Source organism: Variovorax gracilis (assembly GCF_030317115.1).
GTDB lineage: Bacteria > Pseudomonadota > Gammaproteobacteria > Burkholderiales > Burkholderiaceae_C > Variovorax > Variovorax gracilis.
This window is the reverse complement of the sequence record NZ_JASZYF010000002.1, coordinates 271,975-294,326: the sequence shown is the minus strand read 5'-3', so window position 1 is coordinate 294,326 and position 22,352 is coordinate 271,975. Positions and strand designations below refer to the sequence as shown.

General features: G+C 66.8%; 21 protein-coding genes. All 21 read left to right on the top strand.

Going from position 1 to position 22,352, the window contains the following annotated elements:
* The first annotated feature begins 10 nt into the window (after positions 1-10).
* Positions 11-1,003, top strand: a complete 993-nt coding sequence (locus QTH97_RS06985) for a PDR/VanB family oxidoreductase (RefSeq protein ID WP_286567366.1) — start codon at positions 11-13, stop codon at positions 1,001-1,003.
* Positions 1,004-1,017: 14 nt separating this feature from the next.
* Positions 1,018-2,331 carry an aromatic ring-hydroxylating dioxygenase subunit alpha gene (locus QTH97_RS06980; protein ID WP_286567365.1) on the top strand — a complete coding sequence of 438 codons (1,314 nt, stop codon included), beginning with the start codon at positions 1,018-1,020 and terminating at the stop codon, positions 2,329-2,331.
* Between the two features lie 141 nt (positions 2,332-2,472).
* A complete protein-coding gene (locus QTH97_RS06975; RefSeq protein ID WP_286567364.1) occupies positions 2,473-2,955 on the top strand; it encodes an aromatic-ring-hydroxylating dioxygenase subunit beta in 483 nt (160 codons plus the stop codon).
* Positions 2,956-2,962: 7 nt separating this feature from the next.
* Positions 2,963-4,585: an AMP-binding protein gene (locus QTH97_RS06970; protein WP_286567363.1), complete on the top strand. Its 1,623-nt coding sequence runs from the start codon at positions 2,963-2,965 to the stop codon at positions 4,583-4,585.
* On the top strand, positions 4,582-5,757 hold the full coding sequence (locus QTH97_RS06965) for a thiolase family protein (protein ID WP_286567362.1): 1,176 nt from the start codon (positions 4,582-4,584) through the stop codon (positions 5,755-5,757). The genes QTH97_RS06970 and QTH97_RS06965 overlap by 4 nt, the downstream gene beginning before the upstream one ends.
* Positions 5,758-5,839: 82 nt before the next feature.
* The gene (locus tag QTH97_RS06960; protein ID WP_286567361.1) at positions 5,840-7,093 is read left to right on the top strand and encodes an SDR family NAD(P)-dependent oxidoreductase; all 1,254 of its coding nucleotides are present in this window, start codon (positions 5,840-5,842) and stop codon (positions 7,091-7,093) included.
* Positions 7,094-7,220: 127 nt separating this feature from the next.
* A complete protein-coding gene (locus tag QTH97_RS06955) occupies positions 7,221-8,033 on the top strand; it encodes a cyclase family protein (RefSeq protein ID WP_286567360.1) in 813 nt (270 codons plus the stop codon).
* A complete protein-coding gene (locus QTH97_RS06950) occupies positions 8,030-8,761 on the top strand; it encodes an SDR family oxidoreductase (protein ID WP_286567359.1) in 732 nt (243 codons plus the stop codon). The genes QTH97_RS06955 and QTH97_RS06950 overlap by 4 nt, the downstream gene beginning before the upstream one ends.
* 128 nt (positions 8,762-8,889) lie before the next feature.
* A complete protein-coding gene (locus QTH97_RS06945) occupies positions 8,890-10,047 on the top strand; it encodes an ABC transporter substrate-binding protein (protein WP_286567358.1) in 1,158 nt (385 codons plus the stop codon).
* 115 nt (positions 10,048-10,162) lie between these two features.
* The gene (locus tag QTH97_RS06940; protein ID WP_286567357.1) at positions 10,163-11,308 is read left to right on the top strand and encodes an ABC transporter substrate-binding protein; all 1,146 of its coding nucleotides are present in this window, start codon (positions 10,163-10,165) and stop codon (positions 11,306-11,308) included.
* Positions 11,309-11,336: 28 nt separating this feature from the next.
* Positions 11,337-12,662, top strand: coding sequence for an aromatic ring-hydroxylating dioxygenase subunit alpha (locus QTH97_RS06935; RefSeq protein ID WP_286567356.1), 1,326 nt, complete (start codon positions 11,337-11,339; stop codon positions 12,660-12,662).
* Positions 12,662-13,129 carry an aromatic-ring-hydroxylating dioxygenase subunit beta gene (locus QTH97_RS06930; RefSeq protein ID WP_286567561.1) on the top strand — a complete coding sequence of 156 codons (468 nt, stop codon included), beginning with the start codon at positions 12,662-12,664 and terminating at the stop codon, positions 13,127-13,129. The genes QTH97_RS06935 and QTH97_RS06930 overlap by 1 nt, the downstream gene beginning before the upstream one ends.
* 41 nt (positions 13,130-13,170) lie before the next feature.
* A complete protein-coding gene (locus tag QTH97_RS06925) occupies positions 13,171-14,328 on the top strand; it encodes an ABC transporter substrate-binding protein (protein ID WP_286567355.1) in 1,158 nt (385 codons plus the stop codon).
* Positions 14,329-14,473: 145 nt separating this feature from the next.
* Positions 14,474-15,529 carry a branched-chain amino acid ABC transporter permease gene (locus QTH97_RS06920; RefSeq protein WP_286567354.1) on the top strand — a complete coding sequence of 352 codons (1,056 nt, stop codon included), beginning with the start codon at positions 14,474-14,476 and terminating at the stop codon, positions 15,527-15,529.
* Between the two features lie 62 nt (positions 15,530-15,591).
* A complete protein-coding gene (locus QTH97_RS06915) occupies positions 15,592-17,376 on the top strand; it encodes a branched-chain amino acid ABC transporter ATP-binding protein/permease (protein ID WP_286567353.1) in 1,785 nt (594 codons plus the stop codon).
* An 82-nt stretch (positions 17,377-17,458) separates the two neighbouring features.
* Positions 17,459-18,190 carry an ABC transporter ATP-binding protein gene (locus tag QTH97_RS06910; RefSeq protein ID WP_286567352.1) on the top strand — a complete coding sequence of 244 codons (732 nt, stop codon included), beginning with the start codon at positions 17,459-17,461 and terminating at the stop codon, positions 18,188-18,190.
* Positions 18,180-19,784: an ATP-dependent acyl-CoA ligase gene (locus tag QTH97_RS06905; protein WP_286567351.1), complete on the top strand. Its 1,605-nt coding sequence runs from the start codon at positions 18,180-18,182 to the stop codon at positions 19,782-19,784. Before QTH97_RS06910 ends, QTH97_RS06905 begins: the two co-directional genes overlap by 11 nt.
* Positions 19,785-19,788: 4 nt before the next feature.
* Positions 19,789-20,538 carry an SDR family NAD(P)-dependent oxidoreductase gene (locus QTH97_RS06900; RefSeq protein ID WP_286567350.1) on the top strand — a complete coding sequence of 250 codons (750 nt, stop codon included), beginning with the start codon at positions 19,789-19,791 and terminating at the stop codon, positions 20,536-20,538.
* Positions 20,539-20,602: 64 nt separating this feature from the next.
* Positions 20,603-21,376: an SDR family NAD(P)-dependent oxidoreductase gene (locus QTH97_RS06895; protein ID WP_286567349.1), complete on the top strand. Its 774-nt coding sequence runs from the start codon at positions 20,603-20,605 to the stop codon at positions 21,374-21,376.
* Positions 21,373-21,912, top strand: coding sequence for a MarR family winged helix-turn-helix transcriptional regulator (locus tag QTH97_RS06890; RefSeq protein WP_286567348.1), 540 nt, complete (start codon positions 21,373-21,375; stop codon positions 21,910-21,912). Before QTH97_RS06895 ends, QTH97_RS06890 begins: the two co-directional genes overlap by 4 nt.
* Complete coding sequence (locus QTH97_RS06885) at positions 21,909-22,352, top strand: acyl-CoA thioesterase (RefSeq protein WP_286567347.1); 444 nt, start codon at positions 21,909-21,911, stop codon at positions 22,350-22,352. The genes QTH97_RS06890 and QTH97_RS06885 overlap by 4 nt, the downstream gene beginning before the upstream one ends.

Below are 22,352 nucleotides of genomic sequence, written 5' to 3'. Positions count from 1 at the left end.
ATTCCTGCCCATGTCTGCCCAGCCCGCCACCCTGCAATTGCGCGTCGTCGAGGCGCGTGAACTCAATCCGCTGATCAAGACCTTCCGGCTCAACGCCGTCGACGGCGGCGCGCTGCCCGGCTACACCGCCGGCGCCCACATTCGCATCCAGGTGCAGTTGCCCGACGGCACACAGGACTGGCGCCACTACTCGCTGATCAACTTCGGCGTGCAGGCCGGCGCCACCGACGCGCCGGCCGAGTACGTCATCGCCGTGCGCAAGGAGGACGAGGGTCGTGGCGGCTCGCGCTTCATGCACGAGCGATTGCGCGAAGGTGATCTCGTCACCATCGAAGTGCCGAAGAACGACTTTCCCCTGCACACCGGTCCTGGCGGCACCGTGCTGCTGGCTGGCGGCATCGGCGTGACGCCCCTGGCCAGCATGGCAACGCGCCGCCGCGCCGAAGGGCTGCCGGTGCGTATGCACTACGCCGGCCGCAGCCGCGAACTGATGGCTTTCCTGCCCGAACTGCAAGCCGTGCTGGGCGATGACCTCCTCGTCCACTCGGATGTCGAGCATGGCGGCCCCTTCGACATCGGCGCGTTGCTGGATGGCATCCCGGCGGGTGACCGGCTCTATGTGTGCGGCCCCAAGGTCATGCTCGACGCCGTGCTCGCCCAGACCCAGGTGCGCGGCTGGACCCATGACCGCGTGCACTTCGAGCTTTTCACCACGCCGGTGGTAGAGGAGGGCGACCACGCCTTCGAGGTCGAGCTCGCCCAATCCGGCCAGCGCTTCACGGTGCCGGCCGACCAAAGCATCCTCGACTGCCTGATCGAGCACGGATGCGATCCGATGTTCGATTGCAAGCGCGGCGAATGCGGCGTGTGCGCGACGCCGGTCATCGAAGGCGAGATCGACCACCGCGACTACGTGCTGACCGCGCGCGAGAAGGCCGAGGGCAACGTCATGCAGATCTGCATCTCGCGCATCAAGGGGCAGCGGCTGGTGCTGGACATCTGAAGGAGACGAAAGACATGACTTCCTACCGAGGCAACCCCGAAGCCGTGCGTGCACTGGTGCAGCCCGACCGCGTGCACCGCGACCTCTACACCAGCGCCGAACTGTTCGAACTGGAGCAGGAACATTTCTTCGCCAACACCTGGAACTACGCCGGCCACGAAAGCCAGATCCCGAAGCCGGGCGACTACCTCAACACAGAGATCGCAGGCCGTCCGCTGATCATCGTGCGCCACACCGACGGCTCGGTGCGCGCCATGATGAACCGCTGCGCGCACAAGGGCTCGCGCCTGGTGACTGCGCCTTGCGGCAACACCGGCAAGTTCTTCCGCTGCCCGTACCACGCGTGGACCTTCAAGACCGATGGCTCGCTGCTGTCGATCCCGCTGAAGAACGGGTACGAAGGTACGCATTTGCATGAGTGCGAATCAGCCAAGGGCCTGACCACGCTGAAGAATGTGCGCAGCTACCGCGGCTTCATCTTCATCAAGATTAACGATGTCGGTCCCGACTTCGAGGAATTCTTCGGCGGCTCGCTGAGCTCCATCGACAACATGGCCGACCGCTCGCCCGAGGGCGAACTGGAAATCGCCGGCGGGTGCCTGCGCTTCATGCATCAGTGCAACTGGAAGATGTTCGTCGAGAACCTCAACGACACCATGCATCCCATGGTGGCGCACGAATCCTCCGCCGGCACCGCCAAGAACATGTGGGCCGACAAGCCGGCCGACGAGCCGAAGCCCATGGCGATCGAGCAGTTCGTGCCCTTCATGTCCGACTACAAGTTCTTCGAGGACATGGGCGTTCGCACCTACGACAACGGCCACAGCTTCACGGGAGTGAACTTCAGCATCCACAGCAAGTACAAGGCGATCCCCGAGTACGACAGCGCGATGAAGGCGGCCTACGGCGAGGAGCGCACCGCGCAGATCCTCGGCATGGCGCGGCACAACACCGTGTATTACCCGAACCTCACCATCAAGGGTGCGATCCAGGCGATCCGCGTGGTGCGTCCGATCTCGGTGGACAAGACGCTGATCGAGAGCTGGACCTTCCGCCTGAAGGGTGCTCCGCCCGAACTGCTCCAGCGCACGACCATGTACAACCGGCTGATCAATTCGCCGTTCTCGGTGGTGGGTCATGACGACCTGCAAGCCTATCGCGGCATCCAGGCCGGGCTGCGTGCGAGCGGCAACGAGTGGGTGAGCCTGCATCGCAACTACGACCCCGCGGAGACCGCCGGCGGCGAGATCACCACGGTCGGCACCAGCGAACTCCCCATGCGCAACCAGTACCGTACCTGGGCCCGCTACATGACGGAAACAATGTGACCCACCCCCAGTCTTCGCGCACTTCGTGTCGCTTCGCCGACCCCCTTCGAGGGGGCAACACCAGTGGCCCGGCGAAGCCGGTTCCACGGTGTTTCGCGAACTGGCGGCGTGCGGGTGTTGCAGTGTGATGGAGATGATGGAATGACCGAAATGACTCGCCAGGACCTGATCGACTTCGTGGTGAACGAATCGCGCCTGCTTGATGCCAAGCGCTACGAGGAATGGAATGCGCTCTTCGCCGACGACGCGTTCTACTGGGTCCCGCTCGTCCCCGACCAGGAGGACGGCATCAACCACACCTCGCATCTCTACGAGGACAAGCTGCTGCGCGACCTGCGCATCGAGCGCCTCAAGAGCCCGCGCGCGTTCTCGCAGCAGCCGCCGAGCCGTTGCCACCACCTGCTGCAAACGCCGACGGTCGAGGAATTCGATGCCGATGCGAATCGCTATGTCGTGCGCACGGAGTTCCACTACACCGAGTCGCAGGGTGACGAGCTGCAGTTCTACGTAGGCACCTTCTTCCACCACCTCTCGGTGGAGGGCGGCGCGCTGCGCATGACGCTGAAGCGTGTGAACCTGCTCAACTGCGATGCCGCCCTGCCGGCCGTGCAGCTCTTCATCTAGGCAGACCATGAACGCTACCGTTCACGACGCCTTCAGCGCAAGCGCACGGCGCACGCCACACGCCGAGTTCCTGTTCACCGAGTTGGTCACTGCGACGGCCTACGGCGTCGAACCCGGCCCCATTTCCTGGAGCAAGGCTGCCGCCGAAGTCGAGCGGCTGAAGCTGGCCTACGCCAAGGCAGGCTACGGCCACGGTCATCGCGTCGGCCTGCTGCTGGAAAACCGGCCGGCCTTTCTCTTCCATTGGTTTGCGCTGAACGCGTTGGGCGTGAGCGTGGTACCGATCAATGCCGAAATGCGCGCGGCGGAACTGAGCTACCTGATCGGTCACAGCGAGATCGGCCTGGCCGTGACGCTCCCGCATCGCGCGGATGACCTGCGAGCCGCCGCCGAGACGGCTGGCATCGCCTTCGAGACGATGGGGCCGGACGCCGCCGTGCCGCCATCGAGAACCGTGCCTCCACGCGCCGCGGAGGCGATCGGGGTCGCCACCGAATGCGCGCTGCTCTACACCTCGGGCACCACCGGCCGCCCGAAAGGTTGCATGCTGAGCAATGAATACTTCCTGCGGGCGGGCCAGTGGTATGCGGAACTCGGCGACCTCTGCCCGGTCCGCCCCGATGCAGAGCGCATCATCACCCCGCTGCCACTCAACCATGTGAACGCCATGGCGTTCTCGACGATGGTCGTGCTGGTCGCGGGTGGCTGCCTGGTACAGCTCGATCGCTTCCATCCGAAATCGTGGCTGCAGAGCGCGCGCGAGAGCGGCGCGACCATCGCGCACTACCTGGGGGTGATGCCCGCCATGCTGCTGTCGGCACCCGAGATGGCGTCCGACCGCGAGCACGCCATTCGCTGGGGCTTTGGTGCCGGCGTGGACCGGAAGAACCACGCGCCTTTCGAGTCGCGCTTCGGCTTCCCGCTGGTCGAGGCCTGGGCCATGACGGAAACCGGCGCCGCTGCCTGCGTAATGGCGAACCATGAGCCGCGCCATGTCGGCACGAGCTGCTTCGGCCGCCGCGAGGCGTTCGTCGAGATCCGGCTCGTGGACGACGAAGGCCGCGACGCGCCCGACGGAACGCCGGGCGAACTGCTGGTGCGGTCTTCGGGTGCCGACCCCAAGCGCTACTTCTTCTCCGGCTACTTGAAGGATGAGGAAGCAACCCGCGAAGCCTGGGCCGGCGGCTGGTTCCGCACCGGCGACATGGTGCGGCGAGATGGCGAAGGCAACTACTACTTTGTCGACCGCAAGAAGAACGTGATCCGCCGCAGCGGCGAGAACATCTCGGCGGTCGAAGTGGAGAGCGTGCTCAACCAGCACCCGGCCGTGAAGACGTCCGCTGTGGCCGCCACGCCGGATGCGGTGCGCGGCGACGAGGTGCTGGCCTGCATCGTCATGCGCGACGACGTGGACGCGTCCTCGCCCTCGCAGGTCGCGGCCAGCATCGTGGAGCATGCGCTCGCGCAACTGGCCTACTACAAGGCACCGGGCTACATCGCCTTCGTCGATGCGCTGCCGCTCACCGCCTCGCAGAAGATCCAGCGCGGCCAGTTGCGCGAACTCGCGCAGGCGCTGCCCGGGCAGGCCCACTGCATCGACACGCGCTCGATGAAAAAGAGGCAAGGATGACGAAACGCCGACTCTCGTACGAAGGCGTGGCAGTCGCCGTGCCGGTCACCGTGCCCTACGTGCGCTATTCGACGCGCACCGCGCACTGGTTCCTCGGCCAGGCGATCGAGGCGCTGGTGCAGGCCAGCGGCGTCAAGAAGGAGCAGATCGACGGCCTCTGCGTCAGCAGCTTCTCGCTCGCGCCCGACACGGCGGTCGGCGTGACGCAGCATCTGGGCCTCTCGCCGCGCTGGCTCGACCACATGCCGACCGGTGGCGCCTCGGGCGTGATGTGCCTGCGGCGCGCGGCGCGTGCGGTGCAGTCGGGCGATGCCGACGTGGTTGCCTGTGTCGCGGCCGATACCAACCACGTCGACTCCTTCCGTCAGACGCTGGGCAGCTTCAGCAACTTCGCGCGCGACGCGACCTATCCCTACGGATCGGGTGGACCCAATTCGATCTTCGCCTTCATTACCGCGCACTACATGCGTACCTTCGGCGCGACCCGCGAGGATTTCGGCCGCATCGCGGTCGACCAGCGCAGCAACGCGCTCAGGAACCCTCACGCAATGTTCAAGAAGCCGCTGACGCTCGATGAGTACATCGCCGCGCGGCCGATCTCCGATCCGATCCACCTGTTCGATTGCGTGATGCCCTGCGCGGGCGCGGAAGCTTTCCTGGTAATGAGCGAGGAACGTGCGCGCGACCTGGGGCTGGCCCACGTGGTGATTCGCGGCGCAATCGAGCGGCACAACGCGTACTCGGAAGATCCCGTGATGATCCGCGGCGGCTGGCGCGTGGACCGGGACGATCTCTACGCCCAGGCAGGTGCAGCACCTTCGGAGATCGACTTCGTGCAGACCTACGACGACTACCCGGTGATCGTGATGATGCAGTTCGAGGACCTCGGCTTCTGCGAGAAAGGCGAGGGCTCCGCCTTCGTGCGTTCGCACACGATGACGAACGACGGCAGCTTTCCCAACAACACCAGCGGCGGCCAACTCTCGGCCGGGCAGGCCGGCGCGGCGGGCGGCTTCCTCGGCATGACCGAGGCCATCCGGCAACTCACGGACACTGCAGGGCCGCGTACCGTGCCTGGTGCCCAGATGGGCCTTGTCGCCGGCTTCGGCATGGTGACCTACGACCGTTGCCTGTGCACAGGCGCAGTCATCCTCGGGAGGGCAGAACGATGAACCCCCACGTTTGCCGCTGCGCGGCTGCACTGCCTCCCGAGGGGGCTGCGCGCCTGCCTTGGGGAGGCCCGGCGGAGGCGCCATGACGATGCCCCTGATGCGCCCCAAGCGCAAGAATCCGGTGCTCCGCACGCGGCAGATGAATCTGCCGCCATGGGCGCGCGGGCGCGTGGCGCTCGGCATCACTGCCGCCGCCGCCGAAGGCCGCTTCGAACTGCAGACCTGCGAGGACTGCGGCACCGTGCAATACCCGCCGCGCGAGGCCTGCCACAAATGCCTCTCGCCGCGCCTGCACTGGCGCGAGCAGAGCGGCGAGGGCGAACTGCTCAGCAGCACCACCCTGCACCACAGCAATGACCTGTTCTTTCGCGAGCGGTTGCCGTGGCGGTTGGGTCTCGTGCACCTCGACGCAGGACCGACGCTGATGGTCCACCTGCATGGTGAAGTCGGCGATGCACCCGCTCGCGTGCGCGTCGGCGCCCGGCTCGATCGCGCGGGCCAGGCCGTACTCATTGGATTTCCGAACGAAGGGAGCCTCCACATGGCTGACGACAAGATGCTGAGAGAAATGACGAGCGACCCGAAATTCCGCAAGGTCCTTGTGACCGATGGCAAGACCGAGGTGGGGCAGGCGATCGTGCGTGCGCTGGTCAAGGCCGGTGCGGACATCGTGTGGGTCGGCCATGCCGAGCCATGGAAGAAGATGGGCGGGCTCGACGACATCACCGCCTTGCCGCAAGTCACGCTGGTGCCGCTCGACCTGACCAATGGTCGCTCGGTGAGCGAACTGGCCGGCGAGATCGGCGGCAAGGTCGACATCGTGATCAACAACGCCGAGGTGCATCGCAGCTTCGGCATCGGCGCGCGGCGCGGCACGGACGTTGCCAAGGCCGAGATGGACATCAACTACTTCGGCTTGCTGCGGCTCGCGCAGGAGTTCGGTCCGGCGCTCAGGGGGCGGTCTGCCGACGGCGTGACGGGGGCGACGGCGTGGGTCAACCTGCTGTCGATCTATGCGCTGAGCAATTTCCCTCCGCACGGCACTTTCAGCGCGTCGAAGGCGGCAGCGCATTCGCTCGCGCAATGCCTGCGCGCCGAAATGCGGCCGGCCGGCATCCGCGTGGTCAACGTGTTCCCTGGCCCCATCGACGACGAATGGAACCAGCACACGCCACCGCCCAAGCTTGGCGGCGGCGCATTGGCGAATGCGATCGTCAAGGCGTTGCGGGACGGCGTCGAGGACGTGTATCCCGGCGACGTGGCGCAGGAATGGCTGGAGCGCTGGCGCGACAACCCCAAGATTCTCGAACGCGAACTCGCTGCGGGCGGCCAATGACACACCCCCAGGCTTGCCCGCTTCGTGTGGCCGCCCACCCCCTTGCAGGGGGCCATATCTGCGGGCCGGCAGAGCCGGATCCGCGGTATTTCCGGCAGATGACCCAACCAAGTTCAGGAACGACGCAATGACCACTGCCACCCAAATGATGTCCACCGCCGAAATCCTCGGTGGGCTGGTGAGCGCAATGGCGACGGGACGCATCCGCGTGATCGACCTCACGCAGACCCTGACGCCCGAGTTCCCGCAGATCGCGCTGCCGCCCGAGATGGGCCAGTGCTGGCCCTTCCGCATCGAGGAAGTGTCGAAGTACGACGAGCGCGGCCCGGGCTGGTACTGGAACAACTTTTCCTGCGGCGAGCACACGGGCACGCACTTCGATGCGCCCATCCACTGGATCTCCGGCCGCGACCTTCCGAACAACTCGGTGGACACGATTCCCGTGCAGCACTTCGTTGCGCCCGCCTGCGTGATCGATTGTTCGCCGCAGGTGAAGGACGACCCCGACTACCTGCTCACCATCGAGGACATCGAGCAATACGAAGCGAGCCACGGGCGTATCCCGAAGGACGCCTGGGTGCTGATGCGCACCGACTGGTCGAAGCGCCAGGACCCCGAGGCCTATCAGAACTTCGACGAGACGGGCCAGCACACGCCGGGACCGAGCACCGAAGCCGTGCGCTTCCTGGTCGAGCAGCGCGACGTGCTCGGCTTCGGCTCCGAAGCCATCGGCACCGACGCGGGACAGGGCTACCACCTCAGGCCGCCGTACCCTTGCCACTACTACATGCACGGCGCCGGGCGCTACGGCCTGCAATGCCTCAGCAACCTCGATCTGTTGCCGCCATCCGGCGCGGTGCTGATCTGCCCGCCGCTCAAGATAGAGAAGGGCAGTGGCAGTCCCTTGCGCGTTCTTGCGCTGATCGGAGCACAGCCATGAGCGCAGCACCCAAGGTCGCCGCGGTTACCGGCGGCAGCGCGGGCATCGGCAAGGCGATCTGCGAAGACCTGCTGGCCCAGGGCTACGAGGTGGTGTCGCTCGCGCGCCGCCCCTCCGGCATCGATCACCCGAAGCTGCACAGCATCGAAGTCGATCTCGCGGACCGCGCAGCAACGGCGCAAGCGGTGACAGATCTGGTCAACCGCTTCGAGTTGACGACGGTGGTCCACAACGCCGGCGTGATCCGCCCCGCGCTGCTGGCGGATGTGAAGCTCGACGATCTCGATGCGTTGGTCGATCTTCACCTCGGTTGCGCGATACAGCTCGTTCAGGCAGCGCTTCCGGCCATGCGCGCGAAGCGTTTCGGCCGCGTCGTGCTCCTGTCGTCGCGCGCGGCGCTGGGCCTCGCCACACGCACGAACTACTCGGCGACCAAGGCCGGCATGCTGGGCATGGCGCGCACCTGGGCGCTGGAACTCGCGGGCGACGGCATCACCGTCAACGTCGTTGCGCCCGGACCGATTCGCACCGACATGTTCTACGACGTCGTCGAAGCCGGCAGCGAGAAGGAACGCGCCCTTGCGGCATCGATACCTGTCAAGCGATTGGGTGAATCGGCGGATGTGGCACGGGCCGTGCGTTTCTTTGTGGACCCCGCGAGCAGCTTCGTCACGGGGCAGGTTCTCTACGTGTGCGGCGGCACCAGCGTGGGCAGTTTGGCCCTCTAGCGGTGCGACGCGCGCACTTCCACTCAACTCATCGTTCCCTCGCTTGTCACCACGCCAACGGCTCGCTAGCATTCTTGACATCTAAATAGTTCATAAATCATGTGCTTGTTCACCCCCTGGAGGTTTGCATGAAAGTCCTGACCCGAATCTGTGCCCTGGCGGGCATTGCCGCTGGCCTCAGCGCCCTGTCTGCCGCGAGTGCATGGGCAGCCGATCTCAAGGTGGGTTTCATCACCTCGCTGTCGGGCCCCGTGTCGTCGCTCGGCATTCCATACGAGAAGGGCATCAAGGCCGCGGTGGCCTATAAGTCGGAACTGAACGGCCGCAAGATCCAGATGGTGCAACTCGACGATGCATCGGACCCTTCCACCGCCGCACGCAACGCCCGCAAGCTCATCGACGAGGACAAGGTCGACGTCATCATCGGCACGGCCGGCTCGCCGGGTGCACTGGCAATCGCCGCCGTCGCACGCGAAACCAAGACGCCGCTGATCTCCATTGCCAATGCCAACCTGCCGGGTGACGAAGGCGCATGGATGGTTACGCTGCCGCAGCCGGCGCCGCTGATGGTGAGCGCGGTGGTCGAGCGCATGAAGCAGTCGGGCGTGAAGACGGTCGGCTACATCGGCTTCTCCGATGCCTGGGGCGATCTGGTTTATGACGCGCTGCAGAAGAGCGCCGAGCCGGCCGGCATCAAGATCGTGTCGAACGAGCGCTATGCGCGCGGCGACTCGTCGGTCACCGGCCAGGTCCTGAAGATCGTCGCGCTGCGTCCCGACGCCGTCATCACCGGCACCTCGGGTACGCCGGGCGCATTGCCTTACCTCGCGTTGGCTGATCGTGGCTACAAGGGCCAGATCTACGGCATGCATGCGCTCATCAACCCCGACTTCGTCCGCGTCGGTGGTACGGCGGTCGAAGGCCTCCTGGCACCGACCGGCCCGGTCATCGTTGCCGAGCAGTTGCCCGACGCCAATCCGATCCGCAAGGTGTCGATGGATTTCCGCACGGCCTACCAGAAGGCCAACGGTGCTCCGCCGACCGATGCGTTCTCGGCGTATTCCTTCGATGCATGGCTGCTGTTCCTCGACGCCGCGGCACGTACCAAGGGCGAGCCGGGCACGCCCGCGTACCGCGTCGCACTGCGCGATTCCATCGTCAGCACCAAGGAGCTGGTCGGAACCCACAGCGTCTACAACTTCAAACCCGACAACCGCTACGGCTCGGACGAACGCTCCCGCGTCATCGTCAAGCTCGAAAAAGGCCAATGGAAGCTGGTTCCGTGAAACACCCCCGGGCTTGCCCACTTCGTGTGGCCGCCCACCCCCTTGCAGGGGGCAGTACCTGCGGCCAGGCAAAGCCGGTTCCGCGGTACTCCTGAAACCCTTTTGAAAGCCTCAGATGATTCGAACCATCGCTCAACTCATCGGCCTCACGGCCGTCGCTCTCGCTGCCGCCCACGCCACGGCGGCCGACCTGAAAGTCGGCTTCATCAGCTCGCTTTCGGGTCCGGTCTCTGCGCTCGGCATTCCCTATGAGAAGGGCATCCGGGCCGCCATCGCCGAGCATCCCGCGCTTGCGGGACACAAGGTCGAGCTGATCGTGCTCGACGATGCGTCGGACCCCACCACGGCCGGGCGCAATGCGCGCAAGCTCGTGGTCGAGGACAAGGTCGACGTGCTCATCGGAACTTCGGGCGTGCCCGGTGCGATGGCCATCGCAGCAGTGGCGCGCGAGCTGAACACGCCGCTGATCTCGCCCACGCCCGTCACCATCCCCGGCCCCGAGGGCGCGTGGACCGTCACTGTGTCGCAACCTTTCCCGCTGATGGTTGCGGCCGTCGTCGAGCGCATGAAGAAGTCCGGCGTCAAGACGGTTGCTTTCATCGGCTTCTCCGACGCGCTGGGCGACCTGGCGTACGACTCGCTGGTGAAGAGCGCCGAGGCCGCAGGCATCAAGGTGGTCGCGAACGAGCGCTACGCGCGCAGCGATTCTTCCGTCGCCGGCCAGGTGCTGAAGATCATCTCGGCCCGACCCGATGCGGTGTTCGCAGGCAACTCCGGAACGCCGGGCGCGCTGCCCTATCTCGCGCTCGCCGACCGTGGCTACAAGGGCCAGATCTACGGCACGCACGGCCTTATCAACGCAGACTTCGTGCGCGTCGGCGGAGCGTCCATCGAAGGCCTGCAGGTGCCGAGCGGCCCCGTGCTGGTGGCCGACCAGTTGCCCGACAGCAACCCGATCAAGAAGGTGTCGATGGGCTTCCGCGATGCGTACAAGAAGGTCAACGGCTCCGTGCCGACCGATGCCTTCTCCTCCTACACCTACGACGCCTACCTGCTGCTCGCCGATGCGGCTTCGCGCGTCAAGGGCGAGCCCGGCACGCCGCAGTACCGCACGGCGCTGCGCGACGCGATCGTCAGCACGAAGGAGTTGACCGGCACGCACGGCATCTACAACTTCAAGCCCGACAACCGCTACGGTTCCGATCAGCGCGCCGTCGTCATCGTGCGCAGCGAAAAGGGCCAGTGGAAGCTGGTGCCCTGACGTCGACCCAGCTTCAGGCAGCGCCGCGATGAACACCTACCGCAACCGTCCTGACGCGATTCGAGCGCTGGTGCAGGACGACCGCGTTCATCGCGACGTGTACCTGAACGAAGAACTCTTCGCGCTCGAACAGGCGCAGTTCTTTGCCAACACCTGGCTCTACGTCGGCCACGCGAGCCAGGTGCCCAACGCCGGCGACTACTGGTCGCTCGACCTCGCGGGCCGCCCGGTCATGATGGTCCGCCAGCCCGACGGCGCAATCCGCGTGTTCTACAACCGCTGCGCGCACAAGGGCAGCCGGCTGGTCACCGACGAGTGTGGCAACACGGGCAAGTTCTTCCGTTGCCCGTACCACGCCTGGACCTACAAGCTCGACGGCGCGCCGCTCGCCATTCCGCTCAAGAGCGGGTACGAGGGCACGCGGCTGAAGGAATGCGAATCGGGGCAGGGGCTCACCGCGATCAGGCACGTCCACGTCTACCGGGATTTCGTCTTCGCGCGCCTCTCCGATGAAGGCCCGGAATTCGAGAGCTACTTCGGCGAGGTGCTGCATGCCATCGACAACATGGTCGACCGCTCGCCCGAAGGCCGTCTGACGGTCGGCGGCGGCGTGATGCGCAACATCATCCACTGCAACTGGAAGATGTACCTCGAGAACATCAACGACACGGTGCATCCGATGTCGACGCACGAGTCCGCCACGCAGGCGGCCGATGCCCTGTGGCAGGGGCAGGCGCCCGATGCGCCCAAACCGATGGCGATGGAACAGATCCTGCCCTTCGGTTCCGGCTACGACTTCTTCGACAAGATGGGCGGCCGCGTCTTCGCCAATGGCCACAGCGTGCTCGGCGTGAACTTCAGTATCCATTCGAACTACGCGCAGTTGCCCGAGTACGAGGAAGCCATGCGCGCCGCGCACGGTGCCGAGCGCGCTGCGGAGATCCTGCAGCGCTCGCCGCAGAATTCCGTCTTCTTTCCCAGCCTGTCGGTGAAAGGCTCGCCGCAGGCAATCCGAGTCATCCGCCCGTTGGCGGCCAATCGCACGATGATCGAGGCCTGGAGCTTCCGCGCCGCCGGTGCGCCCGATCTGCTTTTCGAGCGTGCGATGAACTACAACCGGCTCGTCTTCTCGCCGATGTCGGTGGTTGCCCACGACGACGTGCATCTCTTCGAGAGCATGCAGCAGGGTCTGCGCGCCGAAGGCAACGAATGGGTGAGCCTGCATCGCAATTTCGATCCGGCCGAGCTCACGCAGGCCTCGATCACGACCAATGGCACCAACGAGCTGTTGATGCGCAACCAGTTCCGTGCGTGGGCGAAGTTCATGACGGCCGGCATGGAGACGGCGGCGTGATGCAGCCGGAAGACTTCATCGCCGCCGAGGCGGCGCTGCTCGACGCGGGCCGTTTCGACGACTGGCTGGCGCTGTTCACCGAAGACGGCCACTACTGGGTGCCGCTGCTGGGTGCGGCCCAGGCGGACCCGTACTCCCACAACTCCCTGGCTTACGAAGACCGGCTGCTGCTGCAGTTGCGCGTCGACCGATTGAAGAATCCGCGCGCGCACTCGCAACATCCCGCGAGCCATTGCCAGCACGTGCTGCAGCGTTCCGCCATCGAGCACGAGGACGAGGCCACCGGCGAACTGACACTGCGCACGCCTTTCATCTACGTCGAGGCACGAGGGGACGATCAGATCCTGCTCGCCGGCACCTGCCGCCATCGGCTCGTGCGTACGCCCGGCGGCTGGGCCATCCGCCAGAAGCGCGTCGACCTTCTCAACGCCGGACGCGCATTGCCGGCCATTCAGTTGTTCATCTGAGCGAGCTGCTCAACCATTCCACCCCCACCAGGAGTCACGACATGAAGAGCTTGATGCAGACCTTGACGCGCACCGCGTTGGCCGCCGCACTGGGTGCCGGCTTCGCGATGAGCGCGTTCGCGGCCGATCTCAAAGTCGGTCTGAGCGTTTCGCTCTCCGGCCCCAACTCCTCGCTCGGCGTGCCGTACGCCAAGGGCATGCAGGCAGCCCTCGCGTACAAGCCCGAAGTCAATGGCCGCAAGATCCAGCTCATCGTGCTGGACGACGGCTCCGACCCGACCACGGCCGGCCGCAATGCGCGCAAGCTGGTCGAAGAGGACAAGGTCGACATCCTGATGGGCACCTCTGGCGTGCCTGCGGCGATCGCGATGGCGCAGGTCGGCCGCGATGCGAAGGTGCCGATGATCGGCCTTACCCCGATCCAGCTCGACCCCGCCGAGAACGCATGGGTGTTCACCGTCGCGCAGCCGACGCAGCTCATGATCGACGCGGTGGTCCAGCGCATGAAGAAGGACGGCATCAAGACCGTCGGCTACATCGGCTTCTCCGATGCGTGGGGCGACCTGGTCTACAACGCGCTGATGAAGTCAGCCCCCGAAGCGGGCATCAAGGTGTTGGGCAACGAGCGCTATGCGCGCGCCGATGCCTCCGTCACCGGCCAGGTGCTGAAGCTGGTGGCGATGAAGCCCGACGCGGTGATGACCGGCGGCGCCGGCACCCCGGGCGCGCTGCCTTTCCTCGCGCTGACCGAGCGTGGCTTCAAGGGCCCTGTGTACGGACAGCACGGCCTCATCAACCCCGACTTCGTGCGCGTGGTGGGTGCCTCGGGCCAGGGGGCGCTGATGCCGACCGGCCCGGTGATCGTGGCCGAGCAACTGCCTGCCGAGTACCCGACCAAGAAGATCGCGATGGACTTCCGCTCGGTGTTCCAGAAGGTGAACAACGCGCCGACCAGCGATGCCTTCTCGGCCTATTCCTTTGACGGCTGGCTCGTCTTCACCGATGCTGCCGCGCGCGCCAAGGGTGAGCCGGGCACGCCCGAGTTCAGGCTCTCGCTGCGCGATGCGATCGCGAGCACCAAGGAAGTCGTCGGCACGCATGGCGTCTACAACTTCAAGCCGGGCAACCTCTACGGCGTGGACGAGCGCGCACGCGTGATCGTCAAGCTGGAAAACGGCCAATGGAAACTCGCGCAATGACCCACCCCCAGGCTTGCCCACTGCGTGTGGCCGCCAACCCCCTTCGAGGGGGCGATGCCTGCGGCCCGGCGAGGCCGGTTCCGCGGCATCCCAGCACCTGCAGCGCTTCGAACGCGCCTTTCCATAACCCCAGAGGATTTTTTCAATGACATGGGACGTGGCGCTCATTCTGGGCATCGACGGGCTCGCCAATGGGGCGGTCTATCTGCTCGCCGGGCTGGGACTGGTGCTGATCTTTTCCGTCACGCGGGTGGTGTTCGTGCCCTTTGGCGACATCGCGGCGTTTGCTGCGCTGACGCTGGCCGCCTTCGAGACCGGCCGTCTTCCGCCCACCATCGGGCTGGTGATGGTGCTGGCTGCGCTGGCGACGATGACCGAGGTCGGCAGCCTGCTGCGGCGCGGCGAGGCGAAGAAGGTGCCCAAGGCGATCCTGGCCTGGGGCGTGCTGCCGCTGCTGCCATGCGTCCTCGCCTGGGCCGCCGCCCGGCCCGGCATGCCGGCGGCGGTGCAGATCGCGGTCTCGGTGCTGCTCGTGGTGCCCATCGCGCCGCTGCTGGCGCGCGTCGTGTTCCAGCCGATCGCGGATGCGTCGGTACTGGTCTTGCTGATCGTGTCGCTGGCGCTGCACTTCCTGCTGTCAGGCCTGGGCCTGCTGTTCTTCGGGCCGGAAGGCTCGCGCACTGCACCGCTTGCGAGCGGAACCATTCCGCTCGGTGACGGCTTCTCGGTCAGCGGGCAGGTCGTGCTGATGGTCGGCGCCGCGATCGTGCTGAGCGGTCTCTTCTTCCTGGTGTTCGAACGCACGGTGGCCGGCAAGGCCTTGCGCGCGACCGCCGTCAACCGCGTGGGTGCGCGGCTGGTCGGCATCCGGCCGGCACGCACCGCCTTGCTGGCCTACGGCAGCGCATCCCTGCTGGCCGGGCTGATCGGCGTGCTGATCGCGCCCGTGACCACCATGTACTACGACTCCGGCTTCATCATCGGCCTGAAGGCCTTCGTCGCCGCGATCATCGGCGGGCTCGTGAGCTATCCGATGACAGCCGTCGGCGCCCTCGCAGTGGGCGTGGTCGAAAGTTTTGCGTCGTTCTGGAGCGGCGCGCTGAAAGATGTGATCGTGTTCAGTCTGCTGATACCGGTGCTGATGCTGAGGTCCTTCCTCAGCGTGCATTCCGAAGAGGAAGAAGACGAGGTGGACCAATGAGCGCCGCGCCGGACCGCTCCAAGCAAGCTCGCACCGCAGTGCAGAAGCACGGAGGTTACTCAATGAGCCCGCTCGTCCAACGCAAGCTCTGGATCGGCCTCGTCGTGGTGGCGCTCGCCATCGCGCCCGCACTGGCCGGCAACTTCACCGTCTCGCTACTGAACGACATCGGCATCGGCGCACTCGTCGCGCTCGGACTGGTGTTGCTCACGGGCATCGGCGGCGCCACCTCCTTCGGGCAGGCGGCCTTCGTCGGAATCGCGGCGTACGCGACGGCCTGGCTCACCACCGCGCAAGGCTTCTCGCCCTGGATCGGGCTGCCGTTCGCCTTGCTGCTGACCGGGCTGTCGGCGCTCGCCATCGGCATGCTCACCTTGCGCCTGGGCGGGCACTTCCTGCCGCTCAGCACGATCGCGTGGGGGCTGTCGATCGCGATGCTGTTCGGCAACGTCGATGCGCTGGGACGTCACACGGGTCTGTCGAACATCCCGGCCCTCAGGATCGGCGGCTGGTCGTTGGCGGACCCACGCGCCATCTACTACCTGATCTGGGCGCTGGTCGGGCTGGCCTTCCTGTTCAGCCGCAACCTGCTCGAATCGCGACCGGGCCGCGCCATCCGCAGCTTGCGGGGCGGCGCGACGCTGCTCGCCAGCGTGGGCGAGGACGCCTACCGCGTGCGGCTTTCGCTCTTCGTCACGGCCGCGCTGTTCGCCGGTCTCGCGGGCTGGCTCTATGCGCACATGAATCGCTTCGTCAGCCCGTCGCCCTTCGACGTGCGGGCCAGCATCGAGTATCTGCTGATGGCGGTGGCCGGCGGACTCGGGCAGCTTGCGGGCGCGCTGGTCGGTTCTGCCCTGGTACTGATCCTGAAGAACGGACTGCAGGACGTGCTACCCATGCTGACGCAACGCGCCGGCCAGCTCGAAGCCGTGGCCTTCGCGACGCTCTTCATCCTGCTGCTGCACTTCGCGCGCGGCGGGCTGATGGGCTTCGTGCGGCGCTGGACGCGAGGCCGCTTCGCCGCACCGCTGTCGCGTGAGCCTTCGGTGCCGGTGGAGCCGCTGCCGCACCGCACGCTGCCGGACCGCGGATCGCCGATCCTGTCGGTGACGGGGGCCGTCAAGCGCTTCGGCGGGCTGGTGGCGGTCAACGACGTGAGCTTCGATGTGAAGGCTGGCGAGATCGTCGGGCTGATCGGCCCGAACGGCGCCGGCAAGTCGACCATGTTCAACCTGCTGACCTGCACGCTGCCGATGACGGCCGGGCAAGTACGCTTTCTGGGTCAGGACATTGCCGGGATGCCGCAGCGCAAGGTTGCACGGCTCGGTCTGGCGCGCACCTTCCAGCACGTGAAGCTGCGACCGCACATGAGCCTGCTCGACAACGTCGCGCTCGGCGCGCATTCGCGGACCGCGACGGGCGTGCTCAAGGCCGGGCTGCGGCTGGACCGCACCGAGGAGCGCCAGATCCTTCAGGAAGCGCAGCGGCAGCTCGACCGCATCGGCCTCGGCGACCGCGCCCACGAATTGGCGGGCAGCCTGCCGCTCGGCACGCAACGCATCCTGGAGATCGCACGCGCCCTCGCCGCCGACCCGGTGCTGCTGGTGCTGGACGAACCGGCCGCCGGGTTGCGCCGCAAGGAAAAGATGGCGCTGGGCGACCTGCTGCGCAAACTGCGGGAGGAGGGCGTGACCATCCTCATCGTCGAACATGACATGGACTTCGTGATGAAACTGGTGGACCGGCTGGTGGTGATGAACTTCGGCTCCAAGCTCGTGGAAGGAGTGCCGTCGGCCGTGCGTGCGGACGAGCGTGTGCAGGCTGCGTACCTCGGGAGCGTCGTATGAGCGCCGCCCGGCCGCCCGAAGGCGCGGGCCCCCTCGAGGGGGTTGGCGCAGTACACGCAGTGGCAAGCCTGGGGGTGAACCCATGACCGCCATGCTGGAGATCGGAGACCTGCATGTGTCGTACGGGCAAGTGGATGCCGTGCGCGGTGTCACACTCAACCTGGAGCACGGCCAGATCATCTCCGTGATCGGCCCCAACGGCGCGGGCAAGACCACGCTGCTGGCCGCCGCGATGGGGCTGCTGCCGTGCAACGGCATCCTGCGCTTCGAGGGCGAGGATCTGCACGGCCTCGACGTCGAGGCGCGGGTGGAGCGCGGCCTGTGTCTCGTGCCTGAGAAACGTGAACTCTTCGGTGAACTGAGCGTGCTCGACAACCTCCAGCTCGGCGCCTTCTCGCGGCGGCTGCGCAGCGATGCGTTGAAGAGCCGCCTGCAGTCCGTCTACGACCGCTTCCCGCGCCTGGCCGAACGCCGTGCGCAGCGCGCCGACACGCTCTCGGGCGGCGAACGCCAGATGCTCGCCGTGGGCCGTGCGCTGATGTCGGCGCCCCGGCTGCTGATGCTCGACGAGCCCAGCCTGGGCCTCGCGCCGCTGATCGTGCGCGACATCCTCACCATCGTGCGCAAGCTGCGCGAGGATGGAGTGTCGATCCTGCTGGTGGAGCAGAACGCCCGCGCTGCGCTCGAAACCTCGGACCATGGCTACGTGCTGGAGACGGGCGAGATCGCGCTTTCGGGCGCGTCGCAGGACCTCGCCAGCGATCCCCGCGTGCAGGCGACCTATCTCGGCGGAGGCACTCACGATGACGACTGAGGCGCGCGCGCTGCCGCCGTCGCAGCGCACCTTGCCCGCGATGCTGCAGCGCCAGGCGGCGCAGTTCGCGAGGCGACCGCTGCTTCGGATCGCGGGGCGCGCCTGGGCTCATGGGGATGCGGCACAGGCGGCAGGCGAGCGTGCTGCGGCGCTCGCGCAGGCCGGCGTGGCGCGCGGCGACCGGGTAGCCGTGATGTGCGGCAACCGCATCGAGTTTCTGGAGGTGTTCTTCGGCGCGGGTTGGCTCGGTGCGTCGGTGGTGCCGATCAACACCGCATCGATGGGGCCGCAGATCGAATACTTCCTCGCCAACAGCGAGGCCAGGCTGCTCGTGGTCGATGTCGAGTTCCTTGAGCGGCTGCAGACGGCCGATCTCGGCCAGACGAAGCTGCGCGAGGTCTGGGTTGTCGGCGAAGCGCAGGAGGCATCGTGGCAGGCACCCGCTGGCGTGCGCTCCATGCCGTATCCCGCCGGTGCAGAGCCGATCCCGCCGGCAGCGGTGCAGCCGGGCGATCCGCTCGCCATCCTCTACACGTCCGGCACCACCGGACCGGCCAAGGGCGTCATCTGCCCGCATGCGCAATATTTCTGGTGGGGCGTGAACAGCGCGGAGGTGCTCGGGGTCGGCGCCGACGATGTGCTGTGCACCACGCTGCCGCTCTTCCATATCAACGCGCTCAACACCTTCGCGCAGGCGGCGGTCACGGGATGCGAGGTCGTGTTCGAGTCGCGCTTCTCGGCTTCCGGATTCTGGCCGGCGATGCGCGCGAGCGGCGCGACGGTCGTCTACCTGCTTGGCGCGATGGTGCCGATCCTCCTGGCGCAGCCGGAAGGGCCCGGCGAGCGCGATCACCGTGTCCGCACCGGCCTCGGCCCCGGCGTGCCGGCGGCTGCCGGACAGGCCTTCATGGAGCGCACCGGGGTGCGGCTGCTCGAAGGCTACGGCTCGACCGAGACGAACTTCGCCATCGCCAGTGCGCCCGACTCGCCACGCGGTGGCGTGATGGGGTGGCTGCGCCCCGGTTTCGATGCGCGCGTGGCCGACGAGGACGATGTCGAGCTACCGTCCGGAGAGGCTGGCGAACTGCTGCTGCGCGCGGATGAGCCGTATGCCTTCGCGAGCGGCTACTTCAACATGCCGGGGAAGACCGTCGAAGCCTGGCGCAATCTTTGGTTCCATACCGGCGATCGCGTGGTGCGCGATGCCGACGGGGCATTCCGCTTCGTCGACCGTATCAAGGATGCGATCCGGCGTCGGGGCGAGAACATCTCTTCATTCGAAGTCGAGCAGGTGCTGCTGAGCCACCCCTGCGTCGCTGCCTGCGCGGTCTATCCGGTGCGCTCCGAACTGGCGGAGGACGAGGTGATGTCGGCGCTGGTCGCGAGGCCCGATCGTCGCATCGACCCGGAAGAACTCACGCAGTTCTGCGAAGCCCGCCTGCCGTACTTCGCTGTGCCCCGCTACATCGACGTGCTGGCCGATCTGCCGCGCACGGAGAACGGCAAGGTGCAGAAGTACAAGCTGCGCGAGCGCGGCGTGACGCCGCAGACGTGGGACGGGCGTCCGGCCGGCCGCAAGGCGGCGAAGGGCTAGGGCCATGTTCTCGCTGTCAGGGCGGACCGCCTTCGTGACCGGCGCGGGGCAAGGTCTCGGGGCTGCGATTGCGCGCGGGCTGGCTGAAGCGGGCGCGCGCGTAGCGCTGACGGATATCGACGAGGCGGCGGCCGACGCCGTCGCCGCCGACCTTCGCGCTGCGGCCCACGATTGCATCGCCTTGCCGCTCGACGTGCGCGACGAGACTGCTTTTGCGCGGCGCTTCGACGCCGCGGTGCAGCGCTTCCGCGCCATCGACGTGATGGTGAACAACGCCGCGCTCACGCCATCGACTTCGCTCTGGGACATCCCGGCCGAGGAGTGGGACCAGGTCATGGCGGTGAACCTGCGTGGTGTCTTCTTCGGCTGCCGCATCGCCGGGCTGCACATGCGCGACCGGGGCGCGGGCCGGATCATCAACCTGTCGTCGATCGCGGGGCAGCGGGCCAGTGCAGCGACCGGCGTTCATTACGCCGCGTCGAAGGCCGGCATCCTGGCGCTCACGCGCTCCTTCGCGCAGGAACTCGCGCCGCATGACGTCACGGTCAACGCGATCGCGCCTGCCGCGATCAGGAGCCCGGTGCTCGATGCCATGGACGAGGCGCGCCAGCGCACGGTGCGGGCCGGCATTCCGCTCGGCCGCTTCGGCGGGGCGGAGGAGGTCGCCGCGGCGGCTGTGTATCTCGCATCTGCGGCCGGTGCCTTCACGACAGGCGCGACGCTCGACCTCAACGGGGGACGGCTGATGCGATGAGTCGCGTCGCGGGTCGCCAGATCCAAACGGTTAAAATTATTTAGTTGTCAACCAATTCCAGACCATGAGCCAAGCACTGAATGGGCGGCATGCCGTCATCACAGGCGCCGCACGCGGCATCGGCGCCGAAATCGCCAGGACCCTGGCGGCCCAAGGGGCGCGCGTCAGCCTGCTCGGCCGCGACCGAGCAGCGCTGCACCGCGTGCAGAACGAACTGCCGGGCACTGGCCACGGTGTGGTTGTAGCCGACGTGAGCGATGCCGATTCGGTGCGCGCCGGCTTCGATGCCGCGCGTGCGGCATCGGGCCCGGTCGCGATCCTCGTCAACAACGCGGGCCAGGCCGAGAGCGCACCCTTCCTTAAGACTTCGGTGGAGCTGTGGCGGCGCATGCTGGCGGTGAACCTCACCGGCAGCTTCCTGTGCGCGCAGGCGGCGCTGCCCGACATGCTGGAACTCGGCTGGGGCCGAATCGTCAATATCGCGAGCACTGCGGGCCAGAAGGGCTATGCCTATGTGGCGGCGTACACGGCGGCGAAGCACGGCGTGGTCGGCCTCACGCGCTCGCTCGCACTCGAAGTGGCGCGCAAGGGCATCACGGTCAATGCCGTCTGCCCCGGCTACACGGACACCGACATCCTGCGTGCCAGCGTCGCGAACGTGGTCGGCAAGACGGGCCGCAGCGAAGCCGATGCGCTGGCTGAGTTTGCCGGGGTCAATCCGCAGCGTCGCATCGTGCAGCCCGCCGAGGTGGCGGACGCCGTGCGCTGGCTGTGCGGAGAAGGCGCGGCGTCGATGACCGGGCAGTCGATCTCGGTCTCGGGGGGAGAAGTGACATGACGGACATCGGCAACGACCCCTCGCATGCGGCGCTGAGCGATGCCGAGGAACTCGGCCACGAGGCGCGCGCCGGCCAGGAAGACCATGCCGTGCTCAAGCTCTGGCTGCGCATGCTGGCGAGCACCACGCAGATCGAGGCCGAGATCCGCAAGCGGCTGCGCGAACGCTTCGACATCACGCTGGCACGCTTCGACTACATGGCGCAGTTGTACCGCTACCGTGACGGGCTCAAGATGCGCGTGCTCTCGCGCTACCTGATGGTGACCGGCGGCAACGTGACCGGCCTCACCGACGAGCTGGAACGCGAAGGCGTCGTGTCGCGCACTGCCAGCCCGGACGACCGCCGCGCATGGATCGTCAGCCTCACGCCCAAGGGCCGCCGCAGCTTCGAGGCGATGGCCAAGGAGCATGAGCAATGGATTCTGGAGATGTTCGCCGGCCTCGACGTGAAGACCGTGCGCCAGTTGCACAGCCAACTCGGCCAGTTGCGGGTGCATGTGATGCGCGGCGAGCCGCCTGCGGAGGAGAGCGCGTGAGCGAAGCGAAGAAGGCAGCCGAATTCCGCCGCGAGCGGCTGATCCGTTTCTCGGACTGCGACCCGGCGGGCATCGTCTTCTACCCGCAGTACTTCGTGATGTTCAACGGCCTGGTGGAAGACTGGGTGAACGAAGAGCTGGGCATCGGCTATCACAAGCTCATCGCCGAGCAGCGCATCGGCCTGCCGACCGTGCGCCTGGAGGCCGACTTCCGTGCGGTGAGCCGCCTGGGCGACCGCGTGATCCTCGGGCTCACTGTCGAGCGGCTGGGCACGCGCTCGCTCACGCTCGCGCTGCATTGCTTCGACCACCAGGGCGAAACCCGCATGCGCATGCACCAGGTGCTGGTCACGACATCGCTCGACAGCCATCGAGCGGTGGAGATTCCCGCGGCGCTGCGCGACGCGATCGTTCGCGGCGCGCCGGATTCGGCGGTCTGA